This is a genomic window from Aquabacterium sp. (assembly GCF_036273115.1).
Classification (GTDB): domain Bacteria; phylum Pseudomonadota; class Gammaproteobacteria; order Burkholderiales; family Burkholderiaceae_C; genus Aquabacterium.
In genome coordinates this window covers 228723-245985 of sequence record NZ_DASUIN010000002.1, presented here as the reverse complement: position 1 = coordinate 245985, position 17263 = coordinate 228723, and the positions used below count along the sequence as shown (strand labels likewise).

The 17263-nt window shown below is 61.1% G+C and carries 15 protein-coding genes; 7 read left to right on the top strand and 8 right to left on the bottom strand.

Going from position 1 to position 17263, the window contains the following annotated elements:
- Positions 1–10 precede the first annotated feature (10 nt).
- Positions 11–1291 (bottom strand): phosphoribosylamine--glycine ligase, encoded by a 1281-nt coding sequence (gene purD / locus VFW72_RS01840; protein ID WP_329672554.1) that lies wholly within the window; start codon positions 1289–1291, stop codon positions 11–13.
- 10 nt (positions 1292–1301) lie between these two features.
- Positions 1302–2024 (bottom strand): YebC/PmpR family DNA-binding transcriptional regulator, encoded by a 723-nt coding sequence (locus VFW72_RS01835; RefSeq protein ID WP_329672553.1) that lies wholly within the window; start codon positions 2022–2024, stop codon positions 1302–1304.
- 76 nt (positions 2025–2100) lie between these two features.
- Here VFW72_RS01835 and VFW72_RS01830 point away from each other — a divergent pair, with 76 nt between their 5' ends.
- Complete coding sequence (locus VFW72_RS01830) at positions 2101–3657, top strand: helicase HerA-like domain-containing protein (protein WP_329672552.1); 1557 nt, start codon at positions 2101–2103, stop codon at positions 3655–3657.
- A 65-nt stretch (positions 3658–3722) separates the two neighbouring features.
- Here the strand turns inward: VFW72_RS01830 and lplT are convergent, their stop codons facing one another.
- The gene (lplT, locus tag VFW72_RS01825; RefSeq protein ID WP_329672551.1) at positions 3723–5021 is read right to left on the bottom strand and encodes a lysophospholipid transporter LplT; all 1299 of its coding nucleotides are present in this window, start codon (positions 5019–5021) and stop codon (positions 3723–3725) included.
- A gap of 110 nt (positions 5022–5131) precedes the next feature.
- Here lplT and alr point away from each other — a divergent pair, with 110 nt between their 5' ends.
- From alr to radA, 3 genes are all read left to right on the top strand, one after another.
- Positions 5132–6250 (top strand): alanine racemase, encoded by a 1119-nt coding sequence (alr, locus tag VFW72_RS01820; RefSeq protein WP_329672550.1) that lies wholly within the window; start codon positions 5132–5134, stop codon positions 6248–6250.
- 92 nt (positions 6251–6342) lie between these two features.
- Positions 6343–6831 carry an acyl-CoA thioesterase gene (locus VFW72_RS01815; protein WP_329672788.1) on the top strand — a complete coding sequence of 163 codons (489 nt, stop codon included), beginning with the start codon at positions 6343–6345 and terminating at the stop codon, positions 6829–6831.
- A 47-nt stretch (positions 6832–6878) separates the two neighbouring features.
- The gene (radA, locus tag VFW72_RS01810) at positions 6879–8249 is read left to right on the top strand and encodes a DNA repair protein RadA (RefSeq protein ID WP_329672549.1); all 1371 of its coding nucleotides are present in this window, start codon (positions 6879–6881) and stop codon (positions 8247–8249) included.
- Position 8250: 1 nt separating this feature from the next.
- Here radA and murJ read toward each other — a convergent pair whose 3' ends face one another.
- Entirely contained in the window at positions 8251–9813 is a 1563-nt protein-coding gene (gene murJ / locus VFW72_RS01805; protein ID WP_329672548.1) for a murein biosynthesis integral membrane protein MurJ, read from the bottom strand.
- A gap of 148 nt (positions 9814–9961) precedes the next feature.
- On the opposite strand from murJ, the gene rpsT reads away from it, so the two are divergent.
- On the top strand, positions 9962–10255 hold the full coding sequence (rpsT, locus tag VFW72_RS01800) for a 30S ribosomal protein S20 (protein WP_329672547.1): 294 nt from the start codon (positions 9962–9964) through the stop codon (positions 10253–10255).
- Between the two features lie 89 nt (positions 10256–10344).
- Here rpsT and VFW72_RS01795 read toward each other — a convergent pair whose 3' ends face one another.
- Both VFW72_RS01795 and VFW72_RS01790 read right to left on the bottom strand, forming a co-directional pair.
- A complete protein-coding gene (locus VFW72_RS01795; protein WP_329672546.1) occupies positions 10345–10932 on the bottom strand; it encodes a hypothetical protein in 588 nt (195 codons plus the stop codon).
- A 117-nt stretch (positions 10933–11049) separates the two neighbouring features.
- Positions 11050–11367, bottom strand: coding sequence for a DUF3579 domain-containing protein (locus VFW72_RS01790; protein ID WP_329672545.1), 318 nt, complete (start codon positions 11365–11367; stop codon positions 11050–11052).
- 464 nt (positions 11368–11831) lie between these two features.
- Here VFW72_RS01790 and VFW72_RS01785 point away from each other — a divergent pair, with 464 nt between their 5' ends.
- Together VFW72_RS01785 and argF are read left to right on the top strand one after the other, a co-directional pair.
- On the top strand, positions 11832–13031 hold the full coding sequence (locus VFW72_RS01785) for an aspartate aminotransferase family protein (RefSeq protein WP_329672544.1): 1200 nt from the start codon (positions 11832–11834) through the stop codon (positions 13029–13031).
- Between the two features lie 3 nt (positions 13032–13034).
- Positions 13035–13967, top strand: a complete 933-nt coding sequence (gene argF, locus VFW72_RS01780) for an ornithine carbamoyltransferase (RefSeq protein WP_329672543.1) — start codon at positions 13035–13037, stop codon at positions 13965–13967.
- A 172-nt stretch (positions 13968–14139) separates the two neighbouring features.
- Here the strand turns inward: argF and VFW72_RS01775 are convergent, their stop codons facing one another.
- Positions 14140–15708, bottom strand: a complete 1569-nt coding sequence (locus VFW72_RS01775; protein ID WP_329672542.1) for a methyl-accepting chemotaxis protein — start codon at positions 15706–15708, stop codon at positions 14140–14142.
- A gap of 136 nt (positions 15709–15844) precedes the next feature.
- Positions 15845–17224 carry a methyl-accepting chemotaxis protein gene (locus VFW72_RS01770; protein ID WP_329672541.1) on the bottom strand — a complete coding sequence of 460 codons (1380 nt, stop codon included), beginning with the start codon at positions 17222–17224 and terminating at the stop codon, positions 15845–15847.
- Between the last annotated feature and the right edge of the window lie 39 nt (positions 17225–17263).

Below are 17263 nucleotides of genomic sequence, written 5' to 3'. Positions count from 1 at the left end.
AATGCGGCCATCAGCGCTTGATCGCGCGCCAGCCAATGTCCTTGCGGAACTGCATGCCGTCGAACTGGATGCTGGCCAGGGTTTCGTAGGCCTTTTGCTGCGCCAGCTTGGCCGACTCACCCAACGCCGTCACGCACAAGACACGGCCACCGCTGGTCACGGTCTGGCCATCCACCTCTTGCGTACCGGCGTGGAACACCATGGCGTCATCGGCATCAGCCGGGAATCCGGTGATGACATCGCCCTTCTTGGGGCTGAGGGGATAGCCGCCAGCGGCCATCACCACGCCCAGCGCAAAACGGCGGTCCCATTGCAGTTCGATCTGATCCAGCGTGCCATCGGTGGCATGCATCATGACATCGATCAGATCGCTCTTGAGGCGCATCATGATGGGCTGGGTTTCAGGGTCACCCATGCGGGTGTTGAACTCCAGGGTCTTGGGGTTGCCTTGCGCGTCAATCATCAAGCCGGCATAGAGGAAGCCGGTGAAGGGATTGCCGTCTTTGGCCATGCCGGCCAAGGTGGGCAGAATGATTTCCTGCATGGCTTTGGCATGCACATTGGGCGTGACCACAGGTGCGGGTGAGTAGGCACCCATGCCACCAGTGTTAGGGCCTTCGTCGCCATCCAGAAGCCGCTTGTGATCCTGGCTGGTGGCCATGACCGCCACATTCTTGCCGTCGGCCATGACGATGAAGCTGGCTTCCTCGCCTTGCAGGAACTCTTCGATCACCACGCGGGCACCGCCCTCGTTGTGCTGCACGCCCAGCTTGTTGTCGAGCAGCATGAAGTCAATGGCCTCATGTGCTTCCTGCAAGGACATGGCCACGACCACGCCCTTGCCCGCAGCCAGGCCATCGGCCTTGATGACGATGGGCGCGCCATGCTTGTCCACATAAGCGTGCGCCGCCACGGGGTCGCTGAAGGTCTCATAGAAAGCCGTGGGAATGCCATGGCGCTTCATGAAGTCCTTGGCAAAGGCTTTGGAACTCTCCAGCTGGGCTGCCGCCTTGGTCGGGCCAAAGATACGCAGACCACGGGCACGGAACTCATCGACCACGCCGGCAGCCAGGGGGGCCTCAGGGCCCACCACGGTCAGAGCGACCTTTTCGCTTTCAGCGAAATCAGCCAGCGCCTTGACATCGGTGATCGCGATGTTGGTGAGACGAGGGTCACGCGCCGTGCCGCCATTGCCGGGTGCCACGAACACCTTGTGGGCCTTGGGCGATTGGGCCAGCTTCCAGGCCAGAGCGTGTTCACGGCCACCTGAGCCGATGACAAGAATTTTCATAGTGATTCGATCAGTTCAATTCGGCGTTGTGATAGACCTCCTGGACGTCGTCCAGGTCTTCCAGCACATCCAGCAGCTTCTGCATCCGGGCAGCATCATCGCCGCTCAGTTCGACGGGGGTGTCGGCACGCATGGTCACTTCGGCCAACTCGGCCTTGAGACCAGCACCTTCCAGCGCATTCTTGACGGTTTCAAAGTCGCCAGGCGCACTCAGCACCTCGACAGACCCGTCATCGTGGTTGATGACGTCTTCGGCACCGGCTTCCAGGGCCACTTCCATGACCTTGTCTTCACTCACGCCGGGGGCAAACAGGAACTGCCCCACGTGCTTGAACTGAAACGCCACCGAACCTTCTGTGCCGAGGTTGCCACCGTGCTTGCTGAAGGCATGACGGACCTCAGCCACCGTGCGAACGCGGTTATCGGTCATGCAATCGACGATGATGGCAGCGCCGCCAATGCCGTAGCCTTCGTAGCGAATTTCTTCGTAGGTGACCCCATCGAGATTGCCCGTGGCCTTGTCCACGTTGCGCTTGATGTTGTCGGCAGGCATGTTGGCTGCCTTGGCCTTGTCGATGGCCAGGCGCAGGCGGGGATTCATGTTGATGTCACCCCCACCCTGGCGGGCTGCCACGATGATTTCACGGGTGATGCGGGTCCAGATCTTGCCGCGCTTTTCGTCCTGACGACCTTTGCGGTGCTGAATATTGGCCCACTTGGAATGACCGGCCATGATGCGGTGCTCCGGAATAGTTAAATTGCAGGGATACTGTGATTTTACCTTTTGCTTTGTCCGGGAAACCTGATCCATGGCAGACCCCATCCTGATTGCCCGCCACGGCGACACCGAATGTCACCTCTTGCCCGCCCTGACCAACCGCCACGGACTGATCACCGGGGCCACTGGAACGGGCAAAACCATCACCCTGCAAACCTTGGCCGAGAGCCTGTCGAAAGCGGGCGTCCCGGTATTCCTGGCTGACATCAAGGGTGACCTGACCGGCATTTCCCAGCCGGGGACGGTCTCGCCCAAGCTGGCCGCCATTCTGGCTGAGCGTGGCCTGCCAACCCCCAGCTCATCCGCCTGCCCGACCACGCTGTGGGACGTGTTTGGCGAACAGGGCCACCCCGTACGCGCCACGGTGTCCGACATGGGCCCGCTGCTACTGGCGCGCATGCTCGACCTCAACGACACCCAGGCCGGGGTGATGCAACTGGTCTTCAAGATTGCCGACGACAACGGCTTGCTGTTGCTCGACCTGAAAGACCTGCGCGCCATGCTGCAGCATGTGGGCGACAACGCCAGCCAGTTCACCACCGAGTACGGCAACATCAGTGCGGCCAGCATCGGCGCCATTCAGCGCGGCCTGCTGCAAATTGAACAACAAGGTGGCGACAAGTTCTTTGGCGAGCCCATGCTCGACATTCAAGACTTCATGCAGACCGTGTCAGGCCAGGGCGTGATCAACATCCTGGCGGCAGACAAGCTGATGAACTCGCCACGGCTGTACGCCACCTTCCTGCTGTGGATGCTGTCGGAGTTGTTTGAAACCCTGCCTGAGGTGGGCGATCTGGATAAGCCCAAGTTGGTGTTCTTCTTCGACGAGGCACACTTGCTGTTCAAGGATGCCCCCTCCGCCCTGATCGAGCGCATCGAACTGGTGGTGCGTCTGGTGCGCTCCAAAGGCGTCGGCGTGTTCTTTGTGACTCAGAACCCACTGGACGTGCCCGATACCGTGCTCGGCCAGTTAGGCAACCGGGTTCAACACGCTCTGCGCGCGTTCACACCACGCGACCAGAAGGCCGTGAAAGCAGCCGCCGAGACCATGCGCGCCAACCCGGGCCTGGACATTGCCACCGCCATCACCGAGTTGGCTGTGGGCGAAGCCTTGGTCAGCCTGCTGGACGACAAGGCGCGGCCCAGTGTGACCCAACGCGTGTTCGTGCTGCCACCCGGTAGTCAGATTGGCCCGATCAGCCCAGCGCAGCGGCAGACCCTGCTGGCTCAATCGCTGGTCAGCGGTGTGTACGAAAAAATGGTGGACCGCGAATCGGCCTACGAACGGCTCAAAGGCCGTGCGGCCGCCGCGCCAGCAGCATCGACATCGGAAACCGGCTCCATGCGGGATGAGGCCAATCGGGTGCTGAAAGGCGAGACCGCTACGCGGGGGGCCGAGCAAGCCGGCGGCTGGTTGGGCGATGCGGCGGGCGATCTGATTCGAGGCAGCGGCCGCAAGGACTCGATTCTGGAGACCCTGGCAAAGTCGGCAGCCCGAACCATTGGCTCGACCGTGGGCCGCGAAATCATCCGCGGCGTGCTGGGTTCCATTCTGGGCGGATCGGGCTCCAGCCGACGCCGGCGCTGAGCCGCTAACAGCCCTGGTTGGCTCCCCAACCAGGCGCTCCCTCATCGCGCCTGACCACGGACGGATCAGTGACGCGAATGCGAGTGGTGATGACCGTCGGTTCGGGCAATGGCCAGCAACTGCTCGACTTCGTCTGTATGGTTGCGCAGATTGCGTTCATGCCAAAGCTTGATGACGTACATGAAACCGGCCACTGTCAGACCAAAGGCCGTGATGGCACCATAAGCTGACAAGCCTGCCTTGGTGCAGGCGCTATACAGAAAACCCAGCGCCAGGATGCAAGCCTGCTCGTTGAAGTTCTGCACGGCAATCGAACGCCCAGCCCCCATGAGGTTGTGCCCCCGGTGCTGCAACAGCGCATTCATCGGCACCACCAGGAAGCCACTGAGCCCCCCCAGCAAGATCAGGAAGGGAATGGCCAGACTGACATCGCGCAACCAGTTCATGCCGAGCACCAGAATGCCCATGCTGATGCCCAAGGGGATGACTTTGGTCGCCGCATCCAGACGCATCTTCATGGAGGCAACCACCGCCCCCACTGCCGTGCCAACGGCCACCACACCGACCAGAGACGACGCCTTGGTGGTGTCATAACCCAGCGCTACGGCCGCCCAGGCCAGCACGATGTAACGCAGATTGCCGGACACGCCCCAGAACAAGGTGGTCGTCGCCAGAGAAATCTGGCCCAGCTTGTCAACCCACAGGCGGCGATTGCAATCGAGAAAGTCGTTCACCAGGGTGGCGGGATGCGATGGGAACGATTGCAGAGGCGTATCCGTGCGGGGAATACGCAGATTGAACCCTGCAGCCAGCACGTACAAGATGACCAGGGAAGCGATGGCTGCCTCGGGGGGCGTATCGATACCGGTATCAAAGCCAGGGAGGTCGAAAGCCAGCAAGTGCGGCGAGACCACCTGCCCCATCAATTGCCCACCCAGGACCACCCCCATGATGATGGACATGATGGTCAAGCCCTCGATCCAACCGTTGGCCTTGACCAACTGGGAGGGAGGCAGGAGCTCGGTCAGGATGCCGTACTTCGCGGGCGAATAAGCAGCCGCCCCCAGACCGACGATGGCATACGCGGCCAGCGGATGGGTGCCAAACAGCATCATCAAGCAGCCCACCACCTTGATCGCGTTGGACATGAACATGACTCGCCCCTTGGGCAGCGCATCGGCGAACGCGCCGACAAAAGGCGCCAACACCACGTAAAAGAGCGCAAACATGGGGACCAGAGCCGCCCGCTGCCACTCAGCAGCACCACCCGACTTGAGAAGTTCTACCGCGGCCACAAACAGCGCGTTGTCGGCCAGCGAACTGAAGAACTGGGCCGCCATGATGGTGAAAAAGCCTTTTTTCATGCGCGCGCGAAGGTGAAATCGTGTTCGTTCTAGAAAATGCCCTGGCGCGAAAAAAGGTCGATCACCACAGCGGTGGCCGGTTATAGCACGGGCGCTGGCAAAATCTCGCTATGCCCCGCCCACTTGAAGCCCTGATCCACGTCGACGCCCTTCGCCACAACTTGCAACGCGCCCGAGAGTGCGCCCCCGATGCGCGAATCTGGTCGGTCGTCAAAGCCAATGCCTACGGACACGGTCTGCAGCGCGCCTTCGAAGGCCTGAGGGCCACCGACGGTTTCGCCCTGCTCGACATCGCCGAAGCCCGCCGCTTGCGGGAAATGGATTGGCGAGGCCCCATCTTGTTGCTGGAAGGGGTGTTCGACGCCCGAGACCTCGAATGGTGCTCGCGCCTGGGCCTATGGCATGTGGTGCATTGCGACGAGCAGATTGACTGGATCGCGCAACACAAAACCGAATGGCCCCACCGCGTGTTCCTGAAAATGAACACCGGCATGAACCGACTGGGTTTTCAGCCCGCAGCGTTTCGCAGCGCCTGGGCCCGCTTGAGCGCCCTGCCTCAGGTGGAAGAAGTGTCGATGGTGACCCACTTTTCAGACGCCGACAGCCCCAAAGGCATCGCCCATCAGGTCGAAGTGTTCCAAACCACCACGGCCGACCTCAGCGGCGAACGCAGCCTGTGCAACAGCGCAGCCACCTTGCGCCACGCACACGACCCCGCTGTACGCGGCGACTGGATCCGCCCCGGGGTGATGCTGTACGGCGCCTCCCCTGACTATCCAGAACACGACGCCATGCATTGGCGCCTGCAACCGGCCATGACCTTGCGCTCGCGCCTGATCGCCGTGCAACACCTGAACGCAGGCGACACCATAGGCTACGGCAGCCGATTCACCGCCTCCAAGGCCATGCGCATCGGCGTGGTGGCTTGCGGGTACGCCGACGGCTACCCTCGCCATGCACCCGATGGCACCCCCGTGCTGGTCAATGGCGTGAAGGTCCCCATCGTCGGCCGGGTGTCGATGGACATGCTGGAAGTGGATCTGACCGAGGTGCCGCAAGCCGAAATCGGTAGCGAGGTCACCCTGTGGGGACACGGGCCGCAAGTCAACGGACAAACCACCCAGTTGTCCATCGACGAAGTGGCCCAGCACTGCGGCACCATTGGCTACGAGTTGATGTGTGCACTGTCGCCCCGGGTGGCTGTACAGGTGATCGACAACGCCGCTTGATCGACTCCCACTGAACCCCTGATCGGTATGGGTCTTGCTTATTCAGTGACCTGCCTTTGATAACAAACCCGCTGAGCGAGCAGTAAATGGACATTGATCAACAACGCCACCAACTCCGCATGACCGTGCTCATGACGCCGGACATGGCCAACTTTTCCGGCAACGTGCACGGTGGCACCATTTTGAAAATGCTGGACCAGGTGGCCTATGCGTGCGCCAGCCGATACGCAGGCACCTACGTGGTGACCATGTCGGTCGACCAGGTCACATTCCGACAACCCGTGCACGTCGGCGAGTTGCTGACTTTTCTGGCCTCGGTGAACTACACCGGCACCTCGTCGATGGAGATCGGCATCAAGGTGATTGCCGAAAACATTCGCACCCAGGTGGTGCGCCATGCCAACAGCTGCTTTTTCACCATGGTGGCCGTCAACGACGAGGGCAAGCCCACCGCCGTGCCCGCGCTGACACCGGGCACCGCCGACGAAAAGCGCCGATTCGAGGCAGCCAAACTGCGCCGACAATTGCGCCAGGAACTGGAACGCCGGTTCAAGGAAATTTCTGCTCATCCAGGCAGCTGATCCCCCTTGCGCAAGAAGGGGCCCAACTGCCCCTTCATCCTTAGCGCATGGCCAAAGAGAAAACCGTCTACACCTGCAGCGAATGCGGCGGCACCAGCCCGAAATGGCTGGGCAAATGCCCCCACTGCAACGCCTGGAACACGCTGGAAGAGACCCGGGCCGAAGTACCCGGGAAAAACCGCATGCAGGCGCTGGCCCGCGGCCTCAATGCGGCTCAGCCGGTGACCACGCTGGCTGACATCGAAGCGGCCGAAGTCTCGCGCACGCCCACCGGGCTGGAAGAGTTGGACCGAGTGCTCGGCGGCGGCATCGTCGCGGGCGGGGTGGTGCTGATCGGTGGCGACCCCGGCATTGGCAAATCAACCTTGCTGCTGCAGGCGCTGGATGCCCTGTCCCGCCAGATGCCGGTGCTCTATGTCACCGGCGAAGAAAGCGGCGCCCAGGTGGCCCTGCGGGCCCGACGCCTCGGGCTGGACGGCTCCGCTGTTCGGGTCCAGGCCGAAATTCAGCTGGAAAACATCGTGGCCACGTTGGAGGCGGAAAGGCCCGCGTTTTGCGTGATCGACTCGATTCAGACCTTGTTTTCAGACCAACTCAGCTCAGCGCCGGGTTCGGTGGCCCAGGTGCGCGAATGCGCAGCCCACCTGACCCGCGTCGCCAAGGCCAGTGGCTGCACCATGGTGCTGGTGGGCCACGTGACCAAGGAAGGCGCATTGGCCGGCCCGCGTGTGCTGGAACACATCGTCGACACGGTGCTGTATTTCGAGGGCGACACGCACAGCAGCTTCCGTTTGATTCGCGCCATCAAGAACCGCTTTGGTGCCGTCAATGAAATTGGCGTGTTTGCCATGACGGACAAGGGCCTCAAAGGGGTCACCAACCCCAGCGCGATATTCCTGTCCACCCACAGCGAACCTGTACCCGGCTCCTGCGTGCTGGTCACGCTGGAAGGCACGCGCCCCATGCTGGTCGAAATCCAGGCGCTGGTCGACTCCGGCGGGCCCAGTCCACGCCGACTCAGCGTGGGCCTGGAACGCGACCGACTGGCCATGTTGCTGGCCGTGCTGCATCGCCACGCCGGTATGGCCTGTTTCGATCAGGATGTGTTCGTGAACGCGGTGGGCGGGGTCCGCATCAGTGAACCCGCAGCCGACTTGGCGGTACTGTTGGCCATTCAGAGCAGCCTGCGCGGCCGCGCCTTACCCAAAGGCTTCATTGCCTTTGGCGAAGTGGGCCTGGCGGGAGAAGTGCGCCCAGCGCCTCGAGGACAGGATCGCTTGAAGGAAGCAGCCAAGCTGGGCTTCTCGATCGCTGTCGTCCCCAAAGCCAACGCACCGAAAAAACCCATCGACGGACTGACCATTCACGCCGTGGAGCGCGTGGAAGAAGCCATCGAGCTGGTCCGTTCACTGCTCTGATTCAGCGGCGGATCGCTTTCTTGAGGTTCAAGCCGGTGGCCGCCAAAGTGCCGAAATACAGCACGGCAGCGCCCACCAGGCAAGCCGCCATTGCCCCCACACGCAGCATCTTCTGGGTATGCAGACCGATCCAGTCGATGTGGGTGGTGGCCAACCAAAGCCCCACGCCCAGCACCGCTGTGGCGAACACCACCCGCAGGGTGAACAGTGCCCAGCCAGACGCCGGCTGATAGCGCCCGGCCTTGCGCAAACCCAGCAGCAACCACGAGGCATTGACCAGCGAGCCCAAGCCAATCGACAAGGCCAAGCCAGCATGGCCCAGCAGGGGCACAAAAATAACGTTGAAGCCTTGGGTGATGGCCAGTACGGTGATACCAATGCGAACGGGCGTCTTGATGTCTTGGGTGGCGTAAAAACCCGGTGCCAGCACCTTCACCCCGATCAAGCCCATCAGACCCACGCCGTAACAAGACAGCGCCAGCACGGTTTGCTGCACATCGTTGGGCGTGAAGCGGCCGTAGTGGTAAAGCACCGCCACCAAGGGCTTGGCAAAGACCAGCAAAGCCACCGCAGCGGGCAGCGCCAACAGCAAGACGAGGCGCAGCCCCCAGTCCAGCAGATCGGAGAAACGCGCAGCGTCGCCCCCAGCCTGGGCTCGAGACAACTGGGGTAGCAGCACCACGCCCAGGGCCACACCCAGCATGGCGGTGGGGAACTCCATCAAGCGATCAGCATAAGTCAGCCACGACACGGCCCCTGCCCCCAGGTGCGAAGCGATCTGGGTGTTGACCAACAACGACAGTTGCGCGACCGACACGCCCAGAATCGCTGGCGCCATTTGCTTGAGAATGCGCCCCACTCCAGGGTGGGCACGCGCTGTGCGCCAGGCCGACAAGGTCACCCCGATACGAGGCACCATGCCGATTTTCAGCAAGGCGGGCACCTGCACCGCCAATTGCAGCAAGCCCCCCACCATCACCCCCACGGCCAGGGCATAGACCGGCTCAATGCCATGGTTGCGAAACAGGGGGGCCACAAACAGCGCCGCCCCAATGGTGGACACATTCAGCAAAACTGGCGTGACAGCAGGCACCGCGAATCGGCTCCAGGTATTCAGAATGCCGGCGCTGAGCGCCACGAGCGACATGAAGCCGATGTAGGGGAACATCCAGCGGGTCATGACCACGGCGGCGTCAAACCCGCCGCTTTCCTTCAAGCCCGAGGCCATCGCCCACACCAGAACCGGCGCGCCAATCACCCCCAGAACGCAGACCAGGCCCAGCACGCCAAACAGAACCGTGCCCACGGCGTTGACCAGATCGTGGGTGGCCTGTTCACCGTTGCGTGTGCGGCTTTCGGCCAGAATGGGCACAAACGCTTGCGAAAATGCCCCTTCGGCAAACAAGCGTCGCAGCAAATTCGGAATGCGAAACGCCACATTGAAGGCATCGGTGGTCGCACTGGCGCCGAAAGCGGCGGCAATCAGTAACTCCCGAACCAATCCCGTGATGCGCGACGCCAGGGTCAGCAGGGAAACGATGGACGCGGATTTCAGCAAGCTCATCCGGGCATTATAGGAAGGGCCTGCGCCCCACTAGCCAGGTGGCTCCTGCCATGATATATTCGCAGGCTTTCCAACCAACTTTGCCTTGTGGGGTGCGAATTGGTTGTCGGGTTTGCCCGGCGCCAGGCATCTACAGGGCCAGAAAATCATGGCATCTGCATCCAAAGCCAAAAAGACCGTTCGTATTGCTTCGGGCCGTAAGCGCGCTCGTCAAGACGTCAAGCTGAACGCTGCCAACTCGGCTCTGCGCTCGAAGTTCCGCACCGCTGTCAAGAGCGTGTTGAAGGCTGTTGCCACCGGCGACAAGGCCAAGGCTTCCGACGCTTTCAAGTCGGCTCAGCGCGTGATCGACTCGATCGCCGACAAGGGCATCTTCCACAAGAACAAGGCTGCTCGTTACAAGAGCCGCCTGTCTGCCAAGATCAAGGCTATCGCCGCCTGATCTCAGACCTTGGTCGCAAAAAAGGCTCGCACTGCGAGCCTTTTTTTATTGGCGGCCATCACCGCCGAACTGAGGTGACAAAGCCCCGATCAGGCGCGCTTGGGGTGCTTCAAGACCGCCGACTTCCGCTTGGCAGCCAGCGCGATCGCGCAAACGCCCATCAGACTCAAACCCAGCGTGCCTACCTCAGGCACAGCGGTGACGGACATCGCGACCGGGTCGGCACTCCAGATGCCGGCAGTGCCAGACAGCGAGTAAGTCACACGCCCCCAGATCAGGTTCAAAGGGCTTGCACCTTGAGGTTTGACGGCACTGAAGAAAAAGTCGTCCGTGGCCGATGCGATGCTTTGCAGCCCCGATGGGCCCGCGCCGATCATCAACGCTTCCCAGTTGGCATCAAGCGATGAGCGCAAAGCCGCCAGATCAGGGAAGACATGAGACACGCCATCAACCGTTGTCTGCATATCCAGCAGAACGGGGACACCCAGGTCGTTTTCGCCGAAATCAACGGTAGCGGCACCGTTGATGACGCTCACAGGCGAGGGGCCGAAAGTCTCGCCAGCAAGCGAAACGACCGGTTTGAAGTTGGTCGCATCGAAAGCAATTCTGTACACGCCAGCCTGAGCCAGCGTTGGCAGAGCGACCAACGAGGCCATCGCAAAAAATTTCTTGCTCATGCGAGCTTCCCCTGAGATCTTTTATTCGAGACCCCATTCTAGTTCTTCGCTCGCTGCCCCAAGGACTGACGGAACACAAAGATCAAGGCCCACCCCGGTGCGGGATCTGCGCACGACTCAGGGCAACAGACACCCGTCTACCACCTGCAGGTCGTTGTCTTTGGCAAAGTTCATGACGAAGTCCCAGGCCATGGGCTCGACGTCTTTCAGCGCCTCGCTGACGACCACACATTTGATGTCGCCAATCGTGGTGGGAACACAGTAAGGCGAATACCCCAGATGGGCTGCCGCCCCCATCGCCACGCCACCGGGGCGAAAACTGGCCAAGGCCCCGGCCAGGCGCTCTGCCCAATCACTGGGGCGAAACGCTCTGCCTTTGCTGTTGACGCCTTGGATGAATACTTCTCTGGGTTTGATACGAGAAAACGTGGTCACGGTGCTGCTTTTGGCTGGCTGTGCAATGACAGGTGCATTGACAGTTGCGACGGCAGATTGTGTCTGCGCGCCGCGTGAATCTACAGGGAGTCCGGGATGGTGACCCGTTGGCCCATCGTTGGCGATGGACTCGACCTCTACAACCGCTTCCATACCTGACAGCTCCTTCACGTGGCTGACCCTGGAAAGACAAGCAAGTTCAATGCCTCGAGGCGCCCCGCAGGGGCGCACCAAGGACAGCCAAGGAACCGCCGTACCCGGTATGCATCTCGTCAAATGCAGCACCAACTTGACACACAGTGTGCACCAATCATGGCCAAGCGTGAACGATCACCCGCTCAACAGTCGGGCTGTTCTGGCATTTGGACACGTCCAGGGTCGATTCGGCGGCGCCTTTTACTTAGAATGGTGACGGCGCAGCCCTGCCCTGCGCTTTTTTCTTTTTTGAGAGACCCTTCACTGCCATGAACGCTCCCGTGTCGATGCCCCATGTGATGCCCACCTACGGTCGCCTGCCGATTGCCTTGTCGCACGGCGAAGGCGCCTACGTCTGGGACACCGACGGCCGACGTTATCTGGATGCACTGTCTGGCATTGCGGTCAACACCCTGGGACACAAGCACCCTAAGCTGACGCCTGCCCTGCAGGATCAGGTCAGCAAGATGATTCACTGCTGCAACTACTACCAGGTGCCCCTTCAGGAAGAACTGGCCCGTTTGCTGGTCGAGCGTTCGGGCCTGACCAATGTGTTCTTCTGCAATTCGGGCCTGGAAGCCAACGAAGCGGCCCTGAAGATTGCCCGCAAGTATGGCCACGACAAAGGCATCGACAAGGCCGAAGTGGTGGTCTATGAGAAGGCTTTCCACGGCCGTTCGATTGCCACGCTGTCGGCCACCGGTAACCCCAAGGTGCACGCCGGTTTCGAGCCCCTGGTAGAAGGCTTCGTGCGCGTGCCGCTGAACGACATCGCTGCCCTGGAAGAAGTGGCCCGCACACGCCCGAACGTGACCGCGGTGTTCCTGGAGGTGATCCAGGGCGAGGGCGGCATCAACCCCGCCCGTGCCGAATACCTGCAAGCCGTGCGCGCTTTGTGCGACAAGCAAGGCTGGCTGCTCATGCTCGATGAAGTCCAATGCGGCATGGGCCGCACTGGCAAGTGGTTTGCCCACCAATGGACCGGCATTCAGCCTGACGTGATGCCCTTGGCCAAGGGGCTGGGCTCTGGCGTGCCAATTGGCGCCGTGGTGTGCGGCCCCAAGGCAGCCAACGTGCTGCAGCCAGGCAACCATGGCACCACATTTGGTGGCAACCCATTGGCCATGCGCGCCGGGGTGGAAACCATCAAGATCATGGAAGAAGACCAGTTGCTGGCCAATGCCGAACGTGTGGGCAACCACTTGATGGCGGCCCTGCGCAAAGAACTGGGTAATTTGCCTGGCGTGGTCGAGTTCCGCGGCCAGGGCTTGATGATCGGCATCGAGCTGGATCGCCCCTGCGGTGTCATCCTGAACCGCGCCATGGAAGCTGGCCTGCTGCTGAGCGTCACATCCGATAAAGTGATCCGCCTGCTGCCTCCGCTGATCTTCACCACCGAACAAGCCGACCAGACCGTGGCCATCCTGGCTCCGCTGGTGCGTCAATTTCTGTCTGAAAGTGCTGCCTGAGACATGAAACCCGGAATGAGCCTGATCAAGCATTACCTGCAGTTCAAGGACCTGCGGGCCCCCGAGTACGAGTACCTGTTCGAACGCGCGGCCATCATCAAGAAGCGCTTCAAGAACTACGAAAAGTACACGCCGCTGGTAGACCGAACCCTGGCCATGATTTTCGAGAAAGCCAGCACGCGTACTCGCGTCAGCTTTGAGGCGGGCATGTACCAGATGGGTGGCTCGGTGGTGCACCTGACCACCGGCGACAGCCAACTGGGCCGCAGCGAGCCGATTGAGGACAGTGCCAAAGTCATCTCGCGCATGGTCGACCTGGTGATGATTCGCACCTACGAACAAGCCAAACTGGTGAAGTTCGCGGCGAACTCGCGCGTGCCAGTCATCAACGGCTTGACCAATGAATACCACCCCTGTCAGATCCTGGCTGACATCTTCACCTACATCGAACACCGCGGCTCGATCAAGGGCAAGGTGGTCGCATGGGTGGGCGATGGCAACAACATGGCCAACACCTGGCTGCAAGCGGCCGAGATTCTGGGCTTCACGGTGCACGTGAGCACACCCAGCGGCTACGAGATTGACCCTGCTGTGGCTGGCATCAGCAACACCGACTGCTACAAGGTCTTCAAGAACCCGATGGACGCCTGCCGCGGCGCCGATCTGGTCACCACCGACGTGTGGACATCGATGGGCTATGAGGCGGAAAATGAAGCACGCAAGAAGGCGTTTGCCGACTGGTGTGTGGACCGCGACATGATGGCCGTGGCCAAGCCCGATGCCCTGTTCATGCACTGCCTGCCCGCCCACCGCGGCGAAGAAGTGGAAGCCGACGTCATCGACGGCCCCCAATCCGTCGTCTGGGACGAGGCAGAGAACCGGCTGCATGTACAAAAGGTACTCATGGAGTACCTTTTGTTGGGGCGCATTGGCTAACAGCCAATGTGAACCGGGGCCGACAGGCCTGCAGGCGGTTCCGGCACAGGCTCATATCGCGCAGCGATGTGAAGCCGCGAAGCGGCGTGCCGAAGCCAAAACAGACTACACGTACAAAAGGTACTCATGGAGTACCTTTTGCTTTGTCGGATTGGCTGATTCTGAGTGTGAATCAGGTCCTGAAGAACTCGACCGATTGCACCAGATTGTCGGCTTGTTGTTTCAAGGATGCGGCCGCCGCCGCCGATTGCTCCACCAATGCGGCGTTTTGCTGCATGGTCTGATCAATCGCTGAGACCGACTGGCTGACCTGAGAAATGCCTGAGGATTGCTCCTCAACCGCCTCGGTGATGCTGGCGATCATGTCGCGCACCTGCTGTACCGCAGCAACGGCAGAGGCGATGGTGGTACCGGCATCATTGACCAGGTTGGAACCCCGCTCGACACACTCCACACTGGCGCTGATCAATGTCTTGATTTCCCGTGCGGCATTTGCACTGCGCTGAGCCAGGGCTCGCACTTCCGAGGCCACCACGGCAAAACCGCGCCCCTGCTCGCCCGCCCGGGCGGCTTCAACGGCGGCATTCAATGCCAGGATATTGGTCTGGAACGCGATGCCATCGATGACCGCAATGATGTCGGAAATCTTGCGCGAACTGTCGTTGATGTCGTTCATGGTGGCCACCACATTGCTGACCACCGCGCCCCCTTGCTCTGCCACCACGCAGGCATCTGAAGCAAGCCGCGAGGCCTCATGCGCACTGTCAGCACTCTGGCGCACACTGGTGGTGAGGTGTTCAATCGCTGCGGCCGTTTCTTGCAGGTTCGATGCCTGCTGCTCGGTGCGATTCGACAGATCCAGATTGCCTGTGGCAATTTCACTGGAGGCCTCAGCCACGAACCCGGACGCCTCGCGCACCTGAGCGACCACTTTGGCCAGACTGTCATTCATGCGGCCAAGCGCCTGCATGACCTGGCTGGCTTCATCGGCACCTTGCACGTCAATGCGCTGGGTCAGGTTGCCATCGGCCACCACCGTCGCGACGGAAACCGCCTCTTGCAGCGGCCTGGTAATGCTTCGCAGAATGCACCACGAACACCCGACTCCCACTGCAGCGGCCAGGGCCATGATGATGCCCAAGGTCCAAAGCGCCTCGCTGTAGGACGCGAGCGCCTCCGCCTCAGCTTCTTCGTGACGACGAACCGATGCGCTCACCACCTCAGCCACGATGGCATCAATTTGCTCTGTCGGGGGGCGATCCATGCCCTTGACCAGCTTGTCAACGGCATGGGCACTGTCAGCGGCTCTGGCGGGGTCGTAGTGCGCCATGGCCTCGCCGTACTTCCCCATCAACTGCTCATGCGATGCCAATGCCCGGTCAACCCCTTGGGTGGGCAACCCCAGATCACGCATCTTGGCTTGCAGTTGCTGCAGCTTGCTGCGTGTGGATTCACCTTCCTTGGCAAAGGCCTTGCGGTACTTGTCGTTGGCAGCCGGATCGCCGCCTCTCAATAGAAAGTTTTTCCATTCCTGCACCTGAATCTTGAACGTAACCTGGGCGTTGCGCGCCAGATCGACCACTTCCTGAAAGGCTCTGGCCTGATCATTGGTTGAAACGAAGTGATCCGTATCGGTCTTCATGACGCGGGCGGCATAACCGCCTAGCATCAAGAACAGGGTCAACAGCAGGGATGCCATGATGGCAATGCGCGTGCCAATCTTGATCTGTGAGAAATTCATGTCCGGCTCCAGGCCATGAGGTTGAGCTTGCCGGACAAAACTGCTCGAGTCCGGTTCGAGTGATCACCGTTTATCGGCCCCAAGCAGGGCCGATTTGAGTCAACCAACGTTGACCCTAGACAACAGACGAGCAGACTTAGCTTGTGAACTTGTACGCGAGCCGCAGGCCGCCCCAGTGGCGCCCTTGAACGATGATGGGGGCCGCAGCTTCCTTCAGCAAAACGTACTGCCCCCCACCCATGTCGCGGCGATAGGTCTGCAGCAGGAAGGGGCGCGTGCTGCGCGCCGAGGCCAGGCCGGTTCGGTCATTGAACACCCGGCGCCAACGCGAGTTCGCCGTGTTCCAGACCACCTCGCCTGGGCGCTGACGCTGGCAATAGACGCGGTTGTGCGTCGAGATATAACCGTTGCGGTCCGCTGCAATGCAGAAAACAATGTCGGGCAGCGCTTGCAGGGCCGGCTCTTGAATAGGGGGAAACAGTTCGTCAGCCAATGCGTTGAAGCGGGTTTCGTGCTGCCTGGGCTCACTGCCTTCGATGAGGCGGTAATGCTCATCGAACAAGTCATCTAGCTGGATGCGATGACGCTGCAATGCCGTCTCGAGGGCCTGGGAAATCTGGGCGGCAACCCGCTGGGCCAGTTCGATGTAGGGCGTATCAGAGGTGCGAATCCCGCACGAGGCCATCGCTTCCATCAACCGTTCGGAAATGCCCAGCACGCTTTCGCTACGCTGCAGTGCCGTGCCCAGGGCATCTCGGGTACGGGCCATTTCCTGGCCCATGGTCTGCATTTGCGTGGTGATGAGATTCGACGACGCACAGCTTTCTTGAGCGGCCTGAGCGATACGCTGCACGCCCTCTTCCACGCGACCGAGCGACTCGTAGAAAGTCAAATGGCGACTGGCATTGGTCTGCCGAGCGGCAGCATCTCGAGACAACTCTTGCGCCAGACTCTGGATACGCTGATCAAGCTGGGCCACCGTACTCATGATGGCCTTCGAGCTGGATTCGACTTGGGTGGCCAAGTCTTTGACGGCATCAGCAACCACAGAAAAGCCGGCTCCAGCCACTCCGGCACGCTTGGCTTCAACAGATGCATTGAACGCAACCAGACGCGTTTGCAATGCAATCTGGGTGATATCGGTTGCGGCACCCGCCACTTCCTGCAATGTGGCCACCACCCCTGACACTTCTTGCCCCACATGCGCCACCGTGTCGCGTGCACCAGCGACAGATTGCAAGCCCTGCACGGTGAGGTCCCGAATGAGCGACTGCGCCTGAATGATGTCTTGCAGCTGGGCCGTCAGCTGTTTCAGGGCGTCCTGCTGGTGAATGGCCACGGCGCTGGTGTCTTCCAGCGTACCGCGCAACTGCGCAGCTTCCTTGCCGAGGCTGTCGGCATCGCGCGCAAGACCCGAAGCCAGGGAACGAAGGTCGGGCTGCGGCGCCTCAGAAGGCAAAACGCCAGCAGACTCCCCAGGGAGAACTGCTGGCGCACGACGAAATACATTGAACATGGTCGCCTCACCGTCTTGATCAGATCAGTGATGCCGGCC

Bases quoted from the DNA above. Each gene is read 5' to 3' on its own strand.
- VFW72_RS01830 (WP_329672552.1), top strand. From the start codon at position 2,101: ATGGCAGACCCCATCCTGATTGCCCGCCACGGCGACACCGAATGTCAC.
- purD (WP_329672554.1), bottom strand. From the start codon at position 1,291: ATGAAAATTCTTGTCATCGGCTCAGGTGGCCGTGAACACGCTCTGGCC.
- VFW72_RS01770 (WP_329672541.1), bottom strand. From the start codon at position 17,224: ATGTTCAATGTATTTCGTCGTGCGCCAGCAGTTCTCCCTGGGGAGTCT.
- murJ (WP_329672548.1), bottom strand. From the start codon at position 9,813: ATGAGCTTGCTGAAATCCGCGTCCATCGTTTCCCTGCTGACCCTGGCG.
- radA (WP_329672549.1), top strand. From the start codon at position 6,879: ATGGCCAAAGAGAAAACCGTCTACACCTGCAGCGAATGCGGCGGCACC.
- VFW72_RS01835 (WP_329672553.1), bottom strand. From the start codon at position 2,024: ATGGCCGGTCATTCCAAGTGGGCCAATATTCAGCACCGCAAAGGTCGT.
- VFW72_RS01785 (WP_329672544.1), top strand. From the start codon at position 11,832: ATGAACGCTCCCGTGTCGATGCCCCATGTGATGCCCACCTACGGTCGC.
- VFW72_RS01795 (WP_329672546.1), bottom strand. From the start codon at position 10,932: ATGAGCAAGAAATTTTTTGCGATGGCCTCGTTGGTCGCTCTGCCAACG.
- argF (WP_329672543.1), top strand. From the start codon at position 13,035: ATGAAACCCGGAATGAGCCTGATCAAGCATTACCTGCAGTTCAAGGAC.
- rpsT (WP_329672547.1), top strand. From the start codon at position 9,962: ATGGCATCTGCATCCAAAGCCAAAAAGACCGTTCGTATTGCTTCGGGC.
- lplT (WP_329672551.1), bottom strand. From the start codon at position 5,021: ATGAAAAAAGGCTTTTTCACCATCATGGCGGCCCAGTTCTTCAGTTCG.
- VFW72_RS01775 (WP_329672542.1), bottom strand. From the start codon at position 15,708: ATGAATTTCTCACAGATCAAGATTGGCACGCGCATTGCCATCATGGCA.
- alr (WP_329672550.1), top strand. From the start codon at position 5,132: ATGCCCCGCCCACTTGAAGCCCTGATCCACGTCGACGCCCTTCGCCAC.